The following is a 17,317-nucleotide window of genomic DNA, read 5'->3' on the forward strand; positions in this document are numbered from 1 at the left end:
CGAATTCGTAGTGTATCAACAAATCTTAATTACTGGAAACAGTCCCCAGGGCAGCAGAGCGGGCCGATACAGGGAGATTTATAGCAATGGGCATAGTTGAACCACTGTCACGAGTTGCTGTGTCCCGTGTTCACAGGATCGCTGTTCGTTATGGGCGCTTTCCTGGCGTCGATAAAATAAAGGTCGCGGCGATCGACTGTGTCGAACGAAGGGATGGCACATGATACGGCGGTCCTCGTCCTCGGCGGCGGTTCGACCGGCTGTGGTATCGCCCGCGACCTGGCGATGCGCGGTGTCGACGTCACGCTCGTCGAGCGGGGGAACCTCACGGATGGAACGACTGGCCGGATGCACGGCCTCTTACACAGCGGCGGCCGCTACGCCGTCTCCGATCAGGCCAGTGCGACGGAGTGTATCGAGGAAAACGAGATTCTCCGGGAGATCGCGAGCCACTGCGTCGAGGAGACCGGCGGCCTGTTCGTCCAGCGCCCCGAGGACTCGGACGAGTACTTCCGAGAGAAACTCGAGGGCTGTCGCGACTGTGGCATTCCCGCGACGGTGCTCTCGGGGCGAGAAGCCCGCAAGGTCGAGCCGTATCTCGCCGACGATGTCTCGCGCGCGATTCAGGTCCCGGACGGCGCGGTCGATCCGTTCCGCCTCTGCGTTGCGAACGCGCTGGACGCCGAACGCCACGGCGCGCGCGTCGAGACCCACGCCGAGGTGATCGACCTCCTGCGCGACGGCGACGACATCTACGGTGTCGAGATCCGCCACGACTCCGGACCTGGAAAGCGCACGCACAAATCCCCGGGCACCACCGAGGAGATCACCGCCGAGTACGTCGTCAACGCGACGGGCGCGTGGGCCGGCCAGATCGGCGCGATGGCCGATCTCGACGTGGCCGTCCGTCCCTCGAAGGGCGTCATGACTATCATGAACGTCCGGCAGGTCGACACCGTGATCAATCGCTGTCGGCCGAAGGGCGACGCGGACATCATCGTTCCCCACGAGACGACCGCCATTCTGGGCACCACGGACGAAGAGGTCGCAGATCCGGACGACTACCCCGAGGAGCAGTGGGAGGTCGACATGATGATCGATACCCTCGCCGAGCTCGTCCCCATCGTCGAGGAGGCCCGCACGATCAGATCGTTCTGGGGTGTCCGCCCGCTGTACGAGCCACCCGGAACCGGGACGCAGGACCCGACCGACATCACACGAGATTTCTTCCTGCTCGACCACGACGAGCGCGACGGCGTCAGCGGCATGTCGAGCATCGTCGGCGGGAAGTTCACCACCTACCGCGCGATGGCAGAGGAGATTTCGGACCACGTCTGTGCAAAACTCGGCGTCAGCGCGACCTGTACGACCGCCGAGGACCCCCTGCCCGGCAGCGAGAATATCTCGGTGCTGGAGGAGGGTATGGACGACTTCGGCCTTCGCTCACCGATCGCCCGCCGCAGCAACCAGCGCCTCGGCAACCGCGCCGCGGACGTGCTGGAGACGGACGAACCAAATCCCGTCGTCTGCGAGTGCGAGGGCGTCACGCGCGCCGAAGTACAGGACGCCATCGACCAGTCCGGCTCGGATCTAAACGCCGTCCGCATCCGCACCCGCGCCTCCATGGGCAACTGTCAGGGTGGCTTCTGCTGTCAGAACATGGCGACCGAACTCCACCCGCGCTACGACGAGGAGACCGTCCGCGAGGCGCTCGACGAACTCTTCGAAGAGCGCTGGAAGGGCGAACGCCACGCCCTCTGGGGCGAACAGCTCTCGCAGGCGATGTTGAACTACGCGCTCCACGCGACGACGATGAACCGCGACAACGACCCTGCCAACGGGTCGACACAGGTCGACTACGCACAATTCGACGGAGGTGCCTAGATGGCAATCACCGACGACGTGCTCGTGATCGGTGGCGGCCTCGCCGGTGTGACCGCCGCGCTCGCCGCCTCGGACGCGGCCGAAGACGCGCGTATCCGGCTTGTAACGTACAGACAGAGCACCCTCCGCCACGCGAGCGGACTGATCGACGTTCTGGGGTACGCGCCGGGCAACACTGACGATCAGCAACAGCCCATCGCCGATCCGTTCACCGCACTCGAGTCCCTCCCCGAGAGCCACCCCTACCAGCGCGTCGGGGTCGACGCCGTCCGGGAGGCGCTCGCCTTCTTCGACGAGGTTGCCGGCGACGCCTACGCGGGCGCACACACCGACAGGAACGCGCTCGTCCCGACCCACGGCGGCACGGTCAAGCCGACCGCACGGTATCCAGTCTCGACGGCCGAAGGGGTGGCGAGCGACGACCGCGACACCCTGCTCGTTGGCTTCGAGACGTTGCCCGATTTCGACGCCCCGCTCGCTGCGGCCCATCTCGAGGCGGCGGGCGCACCGTTCGACGCGCGCGGTGTGACACTCTCATTCCCCGGCATCGGCCGGGACGACGCGAAGGTGACGCGGTACGCACATCTGCTCGATCACGACGAGCGTGTCGAGACACTGACCGGCGAGACCGGCGCTCGCGAGGCCCTCGCCGCGACCGTGAACCCACATCTCGACGGCGAGTCGCGCGTCGGCTTCCCCGCGATTCTGGGCGACGACCACCCCGCCGCTGTCCGGGAGGCGCTCTCGGACACGCTCGGGGCGGACGTCTTCGAAGTCCCGATGGGGCCGCCGAGTTTGCCCGGCCTCCGACTCGAGGAGTTGCTGTACGATGCACTCGAGTCGGCCGGCGTTCGCGTGACCTCGGGTGTGCCGGTGGTCGACTACGAGACGGTGGCGGTCGATTCGATGGGGGCCAATTCGACGGCAGGCGAGTCCGAAACGGCTGCCATCGACCACGTCGTCGTTGACCGCAACGGCGCCCAGATTCCACACGAGGCCGACCAGTACGTCCTCGCGACGGGCGGACTGGTCGGGAAAGGGATCGAATCGAACCGCAAGCGAGTGACCGAACCGCTGTTCGACTGCTACGTTCCGCACGCGACGGATCGCTACGACTGGTTCGTCGACGACGTCTTCGGCGAACAGCCCTACGCCCGCTTTGGCGTGGTCCCAGATGAGGACCTCCGACCGCTGAATTCGGACGACGACCCCGAGTTTTCGAACCTGCGAGCCGCGGGTGCCGTGCTGGGCGGCTACGACTACGCGGCCGAGAAGTCCGGCGCTGGCGTCTCGCTCGCGACGGGCTACGTCGCCGGCACGCGCGCCGGGGAGGGGTGTCAGTGATGCTGTCTTCGTCCCCTCCCGTTCGGCTTTCACACCGACTACCCGCGAATCGGACTCGAGTACCACCCCAGACGACACGCGACACCGATCTCTCTGAGCTATGAGTGATGCACAGCGGCCGATCGACGACGGCGTACCGAGCGAGCAACCGAGCACTGGCGGTGCGGGTGGAGGCGACGGCGACGATGATAACGACGAGTTCGAACCCGTCCAGGTCTTCCCCGAAGCCGAAGAGATGGACCTCCGGCCGGGCGCGGACAGCTGTTACAAGTGCTCGACCTGCGACACGAACTGTCCCGTCGCCGAGGTCGACGACGAGTTCCCCGGGCCGAAGTTCCAGGGGCCCGAGCAGTGGCGTCTGAAGCGACAAGACGACCACGACATCGACGAGTCGGTGATGAAGTGTTCGAACTGCATGCGCTGCGATAGTGCCTGTCCCTCGAGTGTCCCGCTCTCGCAGATGCACAACACGGCGCGGGCGGAGTACGTCGAGGAGAACATGAGCAAACTCTCGCGTGAGTACCTTCGAAACCGGATGCTCGCGAACTACCGGCGACTCGCGCCGCTGGCATCGATGTTCCCGCGCACGGCGAACGTCGTGATGGGGCTCTCGGTCACGAAGTGGCTCGGCGAGAAGACCCTGGGGATCACGAGCGAGCGCGAGTTCCCCGAATTTGCGACCGAGACGTTCCGCGAGTGGTGGACGGACAGGGGCGGGGCGAAGGTCGAGAACGAGGACAAGCGCATCGCCTACTTCCACGGCTGCTATTCGAACTACAACACCCCCGAGGTTGCAAAGGCGCTCGTGCACGTCTACGAACACTTCGGCTACGAGGTCATGGTCCCCGAACAGTCCTGCTCCGGTACGCCGATGTTCGCCAACGGCATGCTCGAGGACGCCCGTCGCGCAGCCGAGACGAACGTCCGCGAACTCGCCGCCGCCATCGAGGACGGAGCCGACGTCATCGCATCGTGTAGCTCCTGTTCGATGTCGATCCGCCAGGAGTACCCCGAACTGTTCGACTTCGAGGACACCGAGACCGTCGCCGCGAACACCTGGGACGCCGTCGAGTACCTCCGCGTCCACGAGGATTTGACGGGTGCACTCGAGAACACCGCTGTCGGCGACGAGTTCGATGATATGGCGTATCACGCACCGTGTCATTCACGTAACCAGGGACTCGATGGACAGACGATCGAAGTCATGGACGCGATCGACGGCATCGACGCACACGACGTGGGCGACTCCTGTTCGGGCATCTCGGGTACCTACGGGTGGAAAGAAGAGAACTACGAGACGTCGATGAAGATCGGCGAGGAGATGTTCGAACACATGGACGAAGCCGAGGCCGAAACCGGCCTGACGGAGTGTCCAACCTGTTCGATGCAGATGGAACACGGCACCGGCTACGAGATCAAGCACACACTCGAGGTACTCGAGGCGGCTCTCGGTGGTGACGGAGCCGAGAACGGGGCCGGGAGTGGCTCGGACACAGACGCGGGAACCACGACAGCGACGGAGTCGATCTAATGAATTTACAAGAGCGCATCGCACGACGACGATCGGCACACCAGGGGCGAACGGTGGTGGTCGATCGCGACCATCTGAGTCCAGTCGTCCACCGCCCGGAGCCGATCGGCCGCGGTCCCGTGCTGGAGCAGTTGCTGGACGAACTCGAGCCTGTCTTCGACGGCAAGTTGCCGGAGCCGGTTGCCGTCGTCGGCCCGCCGGGTTCGGGGACGTCCGCGATCGTTACCGCGCTGTTCGATGCGCTCAACGACCGACTCGGCGAATCGAGCCGATCGATTGCAACGACGACGCGTGCGGGCAGCACCGGTCCGGTGACCTGGTTCGTCTACGTCGACGGTCGCCGCGTTGAGAGCGCCTTCGCGTTCTACCAGGCCGTTCTCTCCGTGATTTCGGCAGAGCCAGTGCCCGAGAGTGGGATTGGAACGGATGACCTCCGAGAGCGACTGACTGCGCGCCTCGCGCGCCACGACCGTCGGGCTGTCGTCGCCATCGACCACCACGACGAACCCGAAACGCTTCGGTACGAACGGGCCAGAGAACTCCTCGAGCCGGTCAGTGACAGTGTCGCGACGATAGCGGTCGGCCAGTCGACACCCGAGAAGTGGGCGCCCGCTCACGTCGAGGCTGATGGCGATGTGGACGGCGATGCGGACCGGGATGAAGACGGAACCGGAACCGGAACCGGGACCGGGACCGAGGCCGTCGAAAGCCGGACAGCGACCGGGGACGATAGCACACAGCCAGCGGGATCGGTCGTCACTGTTCCGGCCTACCGCCATCACGAACTCGTCGATGTCATCACCGACCGCGCCTCGACCGGCCTCGCCGCGGGCGTCCTCGACCACGAATCGGTGCGCGAACTCGCCATCTGGGCCGACGGCAACGCCCACGATGCGCTCGCCGCACTGTTCGGAGCGGCCTGCTGTGCCACCGCGACCGACGCAACACGTATCGATGCCTCCCATCTCGAGGCGGCGCGGGGCGCGGTCCCTGCGGACGGCGTCCACGTCGACCGTGCGCTTGCACTCTCTGAGACGCGCCAGCAAGTGCTTGGCCACCTCGTCGATGTCGACACCGACGACCGTCCTATTCGAGAAGTCGCGAGTGCCATTGCCGAGCGCTCGACGCTCACCAACGGCACGGTCAAGCGGTTCCTCTACGAACTCGCAGACCGGGGCGTCATCGAACGCGTTCCACTCCCGACGAGTGGCAGCGGTCGCCGTCCGAGCACAGTCGAGCCTCGCTTCCCGACGCTGGTCTTTGGCGCACTCACGTCAGCAACGGCGGAAACAGCGACCAGCATGGGTGGGGCGGGAGACGGAGACACGGATCTGAATGCGGTACCGGACACCGACATGGACACAGAGACGAATACGGACACAGAAACGGACACGGACATAGACACAAACACGGAACCGGACACGGACACAAGCTCGAACACGGACACAAACACAGACATAGACACAAACACGGAACCGGACGCAGACACAAACACGAACACCAGCACGAACGAACCGCCCTAGCACACTGAACAGACCACCCCCTCTCGACCGATAGTACTCTTTTTAACAATCGGCATGAATGAGATGGATATTCCGGAGAAGACATGACGATTGAGTTCGCGGCAGTCACCGATCCGTCAGGGCTCGAGTTCCACGATTCGATCGAGCAGCGGCATCTCCGCGTCGGCACACCGGAGACCGTCTCCCCCACCCCGGTCGATCCCCAGAACTTCCGATTTCCAGTCAACAAAACCTGCACAATAGCGACCGACGAAATTCGGTTCGATCAACCTTACTCCGTAACCATCCACGACGAAACGGGTCGAACCGAGGCGAACGTCGGCGTCGGCGAACGCACCACACTCGAGGACCGCCCGCAGTTTGTCGGACTCAGCGGCCCGATCAAACTCTACTGTCGGATCGATACCGCAGGGACGGTCGACATCGGACTCACCGCCGTCCGAATCGAACTCGAGTGCGAGACCACAGTGACGATCGGTGCGCGCTCGCTGCACGACCAGCCGGCGGGAACGATTACGACACCGCCGGATCTCGAATCGATGGCGGCAGCGCTCTCTGCGTTCCCCTCTGCGTTGAAGACCACGTCCCCGGAACGAACGTGGCCAACACTGCGTGGTCACCCGCCGTTGATCGAACTCGGTGAGACGCTCGAAATCCCGGACGCAGTCAGGAAGTCGAACATCGGTCCCGAAACCGGCGAGAATACGGGCTGTTTCAGACACCGGCTCGCTGCCGGCCGACGAGACAGCAGTTACGAGTGAAAACACACCAGCAGGAAACCCAACGAGGGCAACAGCTGCTGGTGATCGCGGGCACAGGTCCGATACTAACGCCAGCGCCAATGTTGATGTCGAGACCGGCACCGATACCGATATCGGCACCGGTATCGGCACCAATACCGGCACCGACGCCGAAATCACCACCGAAACACCAGGCGAGGGCATCACGATAACCGTCCCAGAGCGCTACCTCGCGCTCTTTCAGGCCGCCCCGCTCGCGTTCTTTCTCGATGCCCAGATTCGGCCTGGAACCGAACCCGCACTTCGGACGCCAGCGTTCGAGTACCCACTCCCGAGCGACGAGACGTTTGGTGACGAGATTGCGAACTTGCTCAAGCGGTTTTTCTTCCTCGACTGTCTCACCAGAACGGAGGGAATCTTCCAGTACGACCTCCTCGAGCGATCCGAACTCGAAGACGAACTGCCGTTTGCTCTCGAGACCACCTACGACGAATCCCTCTCCGATCGGTTAGCGCGGTATCTCGACGTGCCGTTCGACCTCATCGAGACGCACGCGCCCCGATGGCCCCTGACTGCGCACATCCCGCCGGAACCGGAGAGTATCGAGCTGTTGCCGTTCATCGTCAACGAACTGGGTATTGTCCGTCCATCGCGCGGAGAGACACCGGCCGAGCCACCGGCTGCGCCCGCAGCAGATGCCCGACTCGTTCGCTCGACGAGCGAGCCACCACCTGACACAATCGATCGATCACCCGCTCCATCACCGCCACCATCACCAGCCGGTCCACCGGATGAATCCGCGTTCGTCATCCCCACCGTCACTGACGAGTCCGTCGAACACGCCTGGTTCGGCAACAACGTCCCCCAGAACGCCTCGAAGGCGACCATCGAGGCCTACCGAAATCAGCTAAACCGTGACACGCGAAACGAATCGATCGAAATCCTCCTCGTCTGCAACGACGTCCGCATGCTCGACGAGCACGATCTGCTCGATGAGACCTACGGCAATCGAGACGAACTCCCGTTCAGGATCGACTCCGAGTTCGGCGTCGACAGCGACCAACTCGCAACACTCCTCACCGAAGGCGGGTACGATTTCGTCCATTACATCGGCCACGCAACCGAAGACGGACTGCGTTGTCCCGACGGTGAGCTAGACATCCGGACACTCGAGTCGGTCGACGTTGGCGTCTTCTTCCTGAACGCCTGTCGCTCCTATCAACAGGGACTCGCGATGATCCGCCGCGGCGCGTTCGGCGGTGTCAGCACGTACGGTGATGTTGCCAACGGAGATGCTGTCGAAGCGGGTGAGACGATGGCTCGCCTGCTCAACCGGGGCTTCCCGCTTCGGGGTGCACTCGAGATTGCTCGCCAGAATACGGCACTTGGGGAGCAGTACCTGATCGTTGGTGATGGGTCTGCTGATATTGCACAGTCGGATGGTGGTGCGCCTGCTGTCGTCAGACTTGACTCATGTGAGACACAGATGTATGATTTTGCTGTCCAATCATACTCAACAAAGGAGTTCAAATTAGGAACGGCGACAGAATCGAATTGTCCTTCAATAGCAGACTGGCACCTTAGCCCCGGATATACACCGTTTTCAAGCATTGACGAACACTCCGTCAAGGAGTATTTATCGTGGAACGAACTACCAGTTCTTATGAATGGGACACTCTACTGGAACGACGGAGTCGGGACCTTCGAGCTATAACGGCACATCTATACGCCTCACTCAGCGGTAACCAATTGAGACGTTTTATAAGAAACCCTTACTGATGGTATGTAGTCTATGGACCAACCTGCGAACTGGTCCCTGCAACAACCGTTCCAGCCTGGCTGAGCAGGATGCACAGGGTGAACAGTGCGCCGATCATTCGTGGGTGCTGGGCAAGGTAATCCTTCATGCTGTCAGTTACGGACATTACACTCCTATGGTTACCACCAATGGAAATAAATATATCTTATACTTTCATATGCAATGTTACAGAAATAAGTGACATGGTACTGAACAGAGCATGTCAAGCCATCCCGTGAGCAGAACACAAATGAGTGAGGGGAAACACGAGGAAGGCCGGTCTGACTGGCGCTAAGACATCAGAAGTGCGGTGTGGGTAGGAGTGGGGAACGAACCACCTAAAACAGCATCCGAAAAATTCGGTCGATCAGCGAACGCAACGGGCAGCTACGTGCGGAAAGGGCGTTAGACGTCGTCGTCCGTCTCGTCGTCTGCTGCTTCCTCGTCTGCAACGGTGTCATCGCCGGCCTCCTCACCGTCGTCGGCTGCCTCGTCTTCATCGTCGTCCGCTGGATCCTCGTCCTCAGTCTCGACCTCCTCGAGTTCGACGTCGATCGTCTCACCGTCGATGACAGCGGACTCTGGAATTTCTTGTGCTCCCTGGTACACGGTGAATTCCTCGCCGTCGGCCATCGTGAACGAGAGGTCGTACTCGTCGTCAAGCGCCTGGACGGCACTGTCCGTGTAGCCGTCTTCGACGCCGAGTTCGTCGTCCGTCGCGTACGGGACCGTCAACTCGAACGCACCGTTCTCGTCGACTTCACCCTGCTGGGTGTAGTTGAACGTGGTCCCAGTGTTGGTCTCGAGTTCGAGCGTCGCAGTAACGACATCGCCTGCAGAGACGTTCTCGTCATCGATGGTTCCGCTAAGGGTTGCGCCGTCGACGCGCTCGTAGGTTTTCACCGAGGCGGTCTCACGCTGTCCGATCTCCTCATACTCGAGATTTGGATGCTGCTGGATCTGCTGCAGTTCGAGGAGCGTGTGCTGACTCGACAGGTCCTGGTTGAGGCGAACTTGCGGCGTTCCGTCCTCCGCGGTCAGCACCTGATCGGTATCAGAATTGATGATCGCGTAACTCATGAACTGCGTCTCGTGCTCCTCGTTTTCGTGGACGAGCCGGTAGTTCTCCATCCCGACTGCGTTGTTGAAGTACAGCGACGAGAGGACCGTATCGTCGTACGGAACGTCGTTGAACACCTCAGCAACCTCGTCACGGTCGATCTGTTCGGTCCCGTCGTGGTCTTCCGGCGTGGTATAGTGGCTATGGCCAGGTTCGGACCAGGTCGTGATGGCGGAGAACTTTCCGCTCGCCATTGCGTCGTCGATCATCACGTACCGGATCTCCTCGTCAGTCTGGTCGGCATTCGCAATGAGCTGCTCAAGTTCCTCGTTCGAGTGATCATCGACTGACTCACCCGTCGCAATCGCATCGAGGATCAGCTCTGCGCGCTCCTCAGATTCAGCCGTCAGGAACGCCGAGGAGGAGCGAGCGTTCTGCTGGAACGGGTTTGAGTGGGGGATCCGTTCTGCTTGCGTCGTTAGCAGGTGACCATAGTCCCACCACGACATGACGCCGTAGCTTCCAACCGGATAGTCGAAGTTACCGTCCTCCGGGTAGTCGTAGCTGCCGAAGTACTCGATTTCACTGGCGTTATCAGCGCCGCCCCAGTTGCCAGGTTCGGGCGTGTTCTCTGCGAGCCAGTGGTTCGATCCCTCCCAGGTCGTCGCATCGTCGTGTGGCTGTGCGTAGCTTCCCTGTTCCCATGCAGTGTTTCCTGCCTGTGCGATCGGTGGGAGCAGGGGAGCAAACAGCAGCAGTGCGACCATAAACAGGACGATAACCTGGTACGTCTCGATCTGTCGAATCGAATTGACGCCACTTCGAATATCGAAGTCGAACAGTCGGACGACATCGGCCACGAAGACGGCGTTCGTGACTGCGACTGCGAGAACGAGATAGTAGGAGAATCGGATCTGGGTCGCTGCCATACTCATCAGGAACAGCGACCAGACGATGATGAGGGTGTACTCGGTGCGGTACTCGCGGCCGAGGAACGGCCGCGCAATTAGCAGGCCGAGACCGGCGAGCATCGTATAGAACGCTGCGCCGAACTCGTCGAACATGAAGCTGGTGAAGTCACCAGGTGGTTGTGCTTCCTGGATGGTGAGGTCCGTAGCAGTCTCACCGAACGGGAGCACACGTCGCGTCGCGTTGTCCACGATCGTACCGAATAGGTCAGGAAGGACCACCCACATCACACCGAACGTGACAGCGAGTAAGCCACCGATCGCTGCTGGATAGAATCGTCGGTCGACATCGAGTCCGTTCCACTGGCGCGCGAACCAGGCCATAAACACACAGCCACCGGCGACGAGTGCGGCGCTCAGCGGCTGGAGGTAGCTAAAGCTCGTCACGCTCGTTCCGGGGTCTTCGATCAGCAACGCCGTCACGAGCGCTGTGATGCCGAGACTGGTCGCACCGACGAATGCGACGTGGTCCGGCGAAATGTTTCTGACGTAGTCGAGAGAGAGCTGGACGGTGAAGAAGATCGCGAGGATACCGATCAGCACGACTCCTGGCGGCCAGACCCAGATATACAGCGATAGCGCGAGCCCGGCAAGGGCGCTGTAGATCGTCGGTTCGCGAAGCGTGTCCCAGTCCTTGTCGACGAGGAGTTCGTAGATCGGTTGTTCGCGTTCTGCAGCGCGCAGCGCCACCATCAGTGCCAGGATGGCAATCGCCATAAACAGCACTTCAGCGACGTGGTGCTGGAGTTGTCCGACCGTCGTTCGAGTGAGGAACTGGCCTGGGACGAGCGCGAGGAGCAGAATCGAAACGACTCCGCCGAGCGTTCCGCCGAGTCGGCGGCCGATGTAGAACACCGGAATCGCAACGAGGGCAGCCATCACGGGAACAGCGATCAGCGAGACCGTGTACAGTGTCTCCGTCGATGGATCACCGAGGCCGACGATCATCGCGACGGTGACGATGAGCTGGTCGAACAGCGTTCCGAACTGGCCAACATACCGCCCAGTCGGGAACCCGGTCCAAATCTCGTACGGCATCGTGTACGGGTAGTTCTCTGCCGTCCACTCGATCGTTCGCCAGTGATACCACGAGTCGACTGCAGCGAGGCTCGGCGTTCCGTCCTCGGTGGTAAACGCACTGTAAGACTGCAGCCGAACCCAGAGCATGAACAGTATCACAGCCCCGATCACGGGGATGTGATACCAGTCGTCCCACGTCTCGAGGATGGAGGGGTTCGTCTCCTCCTCTTCGACGTGTTCGGTGTTGGTACTCATTAGGTTGCACCAGACCCAAGCCGGGAATAAGTCTTGTTATATACACGTCGTGTTTTGATGACCGGTCGCACAGGGAGACTACTGTTGATGGGGATGAGTAGACCGCCATTCTGGAACGGACTGCATCGTACTCCATCGAAGGAAAAGGCTTATTCGCCACTCACAGCAATGCTGCGGACGATGAAGGTCTCCGTCGTCATCTGTACGTACGCGATGGAACGCTACGACGTCTTCTCCGAGTGCGTCGATAGCGTTCTCGAACAAACCTACGACCCGCTCGAGGTCGTCATCGTTGTAGACGGCAACGAGACCGTCTTCGAGCGCGTTATAGACGACTACGGAGACCTCGACGGTGTCGAATGCTACTGTAACGACGAGAATCAGGGCATCTCCTACAGTCGAACTCGTGGTGCCGAACTCGCGACCGGCGACGTCGTCGCGTTCATCGACGACGATGCCGTCGCCGAACCCGACTGGATCGATGAACTCGCGCGCGTCTACGACGAAACCGACGCCATCGCCGTCGGCGGACACGCCAAACCCGACTGGGTGACCGACAAACCCGATTTCTTCCCCGAGGAGTTCTACTGGCTCGTCGGCTGTGACGAACGCGGGATGGGCAAGCACATGGAGGAACTCCGAAACACGTACGGCTCTAACATCTCGTTCCGCCGGAACGTCTTCCTGAACGTCGGCGGCTACGACGAGAACACCGGTCGCAAGGGCGACCGACACATCCAGGCCCACGAAGCCCCGGTCTGCATCCGAATGAACAACAAATACGGGAAGGGCGTCATCTACAACACTGATGCCGTCGTAAACCACAAGCTGTTCGACTATCGCGGAGAGTTCCGCTGGCTGGTCTTTCGCTCGTTCTGGCAGGGCTACTCGAAACGAATTATGGATCTCCTCCTGCCCGAAGCCGCAGGGGACAAAAACGACTATCTGAAACAGCTCATGCTCGAGTTCGTCCCCTCTAGAGTGCGAGAACTAATTCGGAATCCATCGAGCCCGAAGGCGAAACAACTCGTCACGATTTTCATCTTTACCGCGGCAGTCGGCTTCGGCTATCTGTACGGACTCATCCAATCGGATGACAAACTCGTCGGTGCGGCTACGTAGCGGCTCTACTCGAGTGTGGGTGGCCCGCTGTTCGCTTCATTGTTTGAGCCGCGGACGTACTCGAGATACTCGCGATAGTACCCAAGACCACGAACACCCGTAAGAAACGTCGAGAGGGCACTGAAGGCCGCGCGGTCGCTCGTCGGAAGATCCCGATCGGGAGATTTAATCCCTGACGGTCGCGGTGGAATGCCTGGCTCTCCGTATCGCTCTGGATAGTACTGCTGGAGTTGACAGAGTCCACGACCGACTCGACGATCCTTTTTGATCAGTGCACGCAGTGAGTTCCGAGTAGGGTGGGACATCGTCACGTCCTCGGCGAAGTGCATCTTGTAGCCAGCTTCGTGCACCCGATTGCCGAACTCTTTGTCCCCACCGGATGTCAGGCGGTGATCGAAGAGACCCACGTCCTCGAACACGTGGCGGCGAACGAACAGACAGCATGTCGGCACGAACTGCTGGTACTCGAGATACTGTTCGATCGGGAACCCAGTGTGATGATCGTGTCGGGCTGCCAGCGTGGGGTTGTCTGGAAGCGTGAGTTCAACGTTACAGCCCATATAATCCGCATTGGTGGTTTCGAACTCGTGGAGTGCGGATTCTAACCAGTCGTCAGGGACGGTCATATCGGCGTCAACGAAGGCTAGGATTTCACTATCGGTTTCTTGGGTTCCAGTATTTCGGGCGGCGTAGGAGGACTGTCTCTCCTGTTCAAAACAGAGTGTAGCCTGATCGCTCTCTGTAATGCATTCCGCGACAACATGTGGTGTATCGTCGTTCGAATTATTATCGACGACAGTTAGTGTAGCATCCCCCCCAAGTTGTGGAAGGAGAGATTCGATCGTTCCACTAGCGCCAGCAGGATCGTTGTACACGGGGACGATAATCGAGAGCTTTGCTGTCTGTTGCTCACTCATGTTGGATCAAAATTCGGGAGTGCTATGTCGTTAAGCCGGGTAGCCTGATACAGTCTTGCTGTGAGGGTTTCAGCATCTGGGGTATTTCGATCCATTCGATTTGTATCCATGTTGTAGTGACGATTGAACTGTTTCGTGATCCACCATCGTCGCTCGTCTGCTGAACCGATGTCGAAGACTTCCATCGCAAAGGGTACCTCAAATCCAACGGGGTTGTACGCCGGCCCATATTCGTTTTCCCACACCTTTTCCCGATATGCTGACGATGTAATGTAGTTCAGACTACGAGTACACTTTTCAGAACTCCAGAATGAGTGGTCAGGATATTGTTGCTTCAACAGTGCGAACGCATACAGGTTGAATGCATGGTACCCAATGGCCTTCCACCGAAGTTGTTGTTTCCGTGATGGTAGCGGAATACTGCTCGTCCCGAATGTCACACCAATACGGTTACGCTCGTCAACCCTTGCAAGGTGCAGTAACCGTCGAAGCGAGTTCGTCGGTTTAAGCGGGTGGAACACAAGTCCCGATTGATAAAGCCGGAGATTCTGTTCCAGTTCATCGAGAAATCTCCGAACCTGATCATCAATCTGTGAACTTGTCCAAGAGAGATTAGCCAATATGCCACCCGCTGCAGCGAACCAAATCTGGTGGTTGAACGTTGCATCGAACGGCAGTGTCCGTCCGTCGATTTCCACGCGTTTCCAGATTCCCGTTCGCTTGTCCTGTGGATGCATGAGAAAAACGTTCTCGGCAAGCTGAGCGAGTTCTCGATCAGCGAGTGCGTCCGCAGCGACTGCTAACGCTTCGATCGTCCAGGCCTGTCCGATGAGACCGTTACAGGCGTCCTTCCCATCTTCTGTCCGGTGGTGAAACGTCCATCCCTCGGGCCGCGCATCTTGGCCGAGAAGGTATGAACTTGTTTGCTCGGCTGCGTTACGGAACGAATTATTGCCTGTTTGTTGGTACAGGGAAGAAAAAGTGAGAAGCCAATGCGAAGTGTTCCGTACGGGCGTCTCTTTGTCGCCGTACAATCCGTTGTGTCCGGGAGAAATTGACCCATCGTCTCGTATTTCTGAGCGATGAGTGTTTGCCGTTTTGGCAATGTGTGATGACAAATCCATGTGTATTGATCGGATATGAATATAAAGTAGAGTATGATCTTTAATCTGTATTTTGAAGGAGTCCTAACAGAGAATGAGATGGGGGTTAAAAATCATAATAATATCTACATCACTTGGCAAGATGTGTGGGAGAGTGCGGAATAGTCGTATAATACATCATCAACCAGAGCATTATTCTATATAAAATGCATAAATAAATATATTTGTTATTATTAATATGTCCTATATTGAACTATTAGTGTGGACGAATCGCCACCTTCTACAATATCATAATCACCTTTGCTTGAGAGTTGTAAATTAACAATTCACAAGTTACTTACCCCACTATTTGAGTTGTATCCCTAATGACGAGTGCTGCTCCAAATATTCTACTTGTGGTTTTAGACAGTACAAGAGCAAAAAACACGAGTTTACATGATTACGAACGGAAGACAACACCCTTCTTAGACCAATTCTCTGAGAACGCAACATTATACACACAAGCCCGCGCACCAGGGATGACCAGTTACCCTAGTCATGCAAGTATATTCACTGGCATGGAGGTTAAAGAACACGGTGCACATGATCTTCTTACCCACCAGCTAGATCCCACTAGTACGATTTGGCATACACTCAGTGAAGAACACGGATATACGACTGGTGTTTTCTCAGATAATGTCAATCTCACAGGCGACAAATCGCTCAAATCCTGCTTTGATCATGTTGTAGGCCGCCGGGGCCGACTATTTCCAAAGGCAGACGACCCCGATATCTTCTTCAATAGTCCAGAATACCTTGAAAATAATAACAAGCGGTCAAAGTATATTGATTTCCTGACGCACTGTCTTAGGAGTGATCGCCCAATTAGAGGACTAGCAAATGGCGCTGCAAAACAACTTAGCCTTTCTCTCTCATCATCCAGATTGGAACAACAACTTGACCATTCGGCAGATCGCTTCCTAAATCCATTTTATTCATGGATTGATTCACAGAACGGGCCATGGGCGGCTTGTCTCAATCTAATGGACACACATTTGCCGTTTTACCCTGCAAAAGAGTATGACCTCTGGGGGGGAAAAGAACTGCAACAGAAACAGGCAGATCTTGATCCTACTTCGTGGAAAGTATACGGTGAACAAGTCTCCTGGGAGGATTGGAATGCTTTTGAAAATATCTACGACGGCACAATTAGGCAAGTGGATTCGTATCTCGAAGACCTTGTCACAGAACTTGAAGAACGTGAGATTCTTGACGAGACGCTCCTTGTCATAACATCTGATCACGGTGAGGGGTTTGGCGAATATAGTCGTGTCCGCCCTGATTTTCCCATTGCGGGACATATTGTGGGGTTGCATGAATCTCTTCTCCATGTTCCACTAATCGTCTCGTATCCTAACCAGTCGTATGGACGCGAAGTCTCTGACGCAGCGACACTTCGTTGTTTTCCAGAGGCAGTTAAGGCTGCTGTGGAAGGGGAATGGGACGGTAACGAGTTTGTTCCAGATAGGCCAGTTGTAGCATCCGCATCAACAATTGACCACAAGAAGAAAAATGCTCAACGGGCGGGGAAGTTCTGCGATGATATTGACCCCTATGGAGGAGAAATTCAGGCAGTGTACAAAAACGAAACCGGAAGTGTTAAGAAATATTTAAAATGGGATGATAATGCTGTCACGGTTGAGATTAAAGATGCACACACCGCGACAGTCATCGATCAGGATAATGCTCACGAGGTTGTTACAGACGTATTTGATCGCTATTCCGATTTGGGAGTTTCATCGCATCAGGACCGGATCAACAATAGAACACTGGAGCACTTAGAGAGTTTGGGGTATGTATAGTATGAGCCAAAATTATTTTCTGTTCCACAAGTGCGTTCAGGTTTGTTTGTGAGGGCGAGCATAATCCGGACATTCTATAGTAGCCACTGCAAGTCAATGCACACCTGATCACACGACTGCTGTGCGATCAGTGTGTAAATAGTTGCAGTTGTTACTATAGCGGGTGTCAGGGCGTGCTGCTTTTGATTGAATTGTTGCTTTGGAAGCTGAT

Annotated in this window: 11 protein-coding genes and 1 pseudogene; 8 read left to right on the forward strand and 4 right to left on the reverse strand. The window is 58.2% G+C overall.

Annotation, left to right across the window (positions count from 1 at the left end; translation table 11 throughout):
* Positions 1-213 precede the first annotated feature (213 nt).
* From glpA to C483_RS04995, 6 genes and pseudogenes are all read left to right on the forward strand, one after another.
* Complete coding sequence (gene glpA, locus C483_RS04975) at positions 214-1,884, forward strand: anaerobic glycerol-3-phosphate dehydrogenase subunit GlpA (RefSeq protein ID WP_006652264.1); 1,671 nt, start codon at positions 214-216, stop codon at positions 1,882-1,884.
* Positions 1,885-3,228: a glycerol-3-phosphate dehydrogenase subunit GlpB gene (gene glpB, locus C483_RS04980; RefSeq protein ID WP_006652265.1), complete on the forward strand. Its 1,344-nt coding sequence runs from the start codon at positions 1,885-1,887 to the stop codon at positions 3,226-3,228.
* A 100-nt stretch (positions 3,229-3,328) separates the two neighbouring features.
* Positions 3,329-4,759 (forward strand): anaerobic glycerol-3-phosphate dehydrogenase subunit C, encoded by a 1,431-nt coding sequence (locus tag C483_RS04985; protein WP_006652266.1) that lies wholly within the window; start codon positions 3,329-3,331, stop codon positions 4,757-4,759.
* A complete protein-coding gene (locus tag C483_RS20760; protein WP_006652267.1) occupies positions 4,759-6,282 on the forward strand; it encodes a Cdc6/Cdc18 family protein in 1,524 nt (507 codons plus the stop codon). Before C483_RS04985 ends, C483_RS20760 begins: the two co-directional genes overlap by 1 nt.
* 83 nt (positions 6,283-6,365) lie before the next feature.
* A pseudogene (locus C483_RS20765) lies at positions 6,366-6,941 on the forward strand (hypothetical protein); the annotation flags it as partial.
* Positions 6,942-7,155: 214 nt separating this feature from the next.
* Positions 7,156-8,736, forward strand: coding sequence for a hypothetical protein (locus C483_RS04995; RefSeq protein WP_083860401.1), 1,581 nt, complete (start codon positions 7,156-7,158; stop codon positions 8,734-8,736).
* A 76-nt stretch (positions 8,737-8,812) separates the two neighbouring features.
* On the opposite strand, the gene C483_RS21055 is transcribed toward C483_RS04995, so the two are convergent.
* Both C483_RS21055 and C483_RS05000 read right to left on the reverse strand, forming a co-directional pair.
* Positions 8,813-8,947, reverse strand: a complete 135-nt coding sequence (locus C483_RS21055) for a DUF7503 family protein (protein ID WP_275039988.1) — start codon at positions 8,945-8,947, stop codon at positions 8,813-8,815.
* A gap of 278 nt (positions 8,948-9,225) precedes the next feature.
* Positions 9,226-12,123: an oligosaccharyl transferase, archaeosortase A system-associated gene (locus C483_RS05000; protein ID WP_006652269.1), complete on the reverse strand. Its 2,898-nt coding sequence runs from the start codon at positions 12,121-12,123 to the stop codon at positions 9,226-9,228.
* Between the two features lie 180 nt (positions 12,124-12,303).
* On the opposite strand from C483_RS05000, the gene aglG reads away from it, so the two are divergent.
* Positions 12,304-13,245 carry a glucosyl-dolichyl phosphate glucuronosyltransferase gene (aglG, locus tag C483_RS05005; protein ID WP_049912457.1) on the forward strand — a complete coding sequence of 314 codons (942 nt, stop codon included), beginning with the start codon at positions 12,304-12,306 and terminating at the stop codon, positions 13,243-13,245.
* 5 nt (positions 13,246-13,250) lie between these two features.
* On the opposite strand, the gene C483_RS05010 is transcribed toward aglG, so the two are convergent.
* Together C483_RS05010 and C483_RS19850 are read right to left on the reverse strand one after the other, a co-directional pair.
* Positions 13,251-14,162, reverse strand: a complete 912-nt coding sequence (locus C483_RS05010) for a glycosyltransferase (RefSeq protein WP_006652271.1) — start codon at positions 14,160-14,162, stop codon at positions 13,251-13,253.
* A complete protein-coding gene (locus C483_RS19850) occupies positions 14,159-15,286 on the reverse strand; it encodes an agl cluster protein AglQ (protein WP_152419825.1) in 1,128 nt (375 codons plus the stop codon). The genes C483_RS05010 and C483_RS19850 overlap by 4 nt, the downstream gene beginning before the upstream one ends.
* A gap of 344 nt (positions 15,287-15,630) precedes the next feature.
* Between C483_RS19850 and C483_RS19375 the strand changes: the two genes are divergently transcribed.
* Positions 15,631-17,106, forward strand: a complete 1,476-nt coding sequence (locus C483_RS19375; RefSeq protein ID WP_006652273.1) for a sulfatase-like hydrolase/transferase — start codon at positions 15,631-15,633, stop codon at positions 17,104-17,106.
* Positions 17,107-17,317: the final 211 nt, after the last annotated feature.

The organism is Natrialba hulunbeirensis JCM 10989 (genome assembly GCF_000337575.1).
Taxonomy (GTDB): Archaea; Halobacteriota; Halobacteria; order Halobacteriales; family Natrialbaceae; genus Natrialba; species Natrialba hulunbeirensis.

Coding starts and splice junctions, on each gene's coding strand:
- C483_RS05010 (WP_006652271.1), bottom strand. CDS start 14,162: ATGAGTGAGCAACAGACAGCAAAGCTCTCGATTATCGTCCCCGTGTAC.
- C483_RS20760 (WP_006652267.1), top strand. CDS start 4,759: ATGAATTTACAAGAGCGCATCGCACGACGACGATCGGCACACCAGGGG.
- C483_RS04985 (WP_006652266.1), top strand. CDS start 3,329: ATGAGTGATGCACAGCGGCCGATCGACGACGGCGTACCGAGCGAGCAA.
- glpB (WP_006652265.1), top strand. CDS start 1,885: ATGGCAATCACCGACGACGTGCTCGTGATCGGTGGCGGCCTCGCCGGT.
- C483_RS19375 (WP_006652273.1), top strand. CDS start 15,631: ATGACGAGTGCTGCTCCAAATATTCTACTTGTGGTTTTAGACAGTACA.
- glpA (WP_006652264.1), top strand. CDS start 214: ATGGCACATGATACGGCGGTCCTCGTCCTCGGCGGCGGTTCGACCGGC.
- C483_RS21055 (WP_275039988.1), bottom strand. CDS start 8,947: ATGTCCGTAACTGACAGCATGAAGGATTACCTTGCCCAGCACCCACGA.
- C483_RS05000 (WP_006652269.1), bottom strand. CDS start 12,123: ATGAGTACCAACACCGAACACGTCGAAGAGGAGGAGACGAACCCCTCC.
- C483_RS19850 (WP_152419825.1), bottom strand. CDS start 15,286: ATGGATTTGTCATCACACATTGCCAAAACGGCAAACACTCATCGCTCA.
- aglG (WP_049912457.1), top strand. CDS start 12,304: ATGAAGGTCTCCGTCGTCATCTGTACGTACGCGATGGAACGCTACGAC.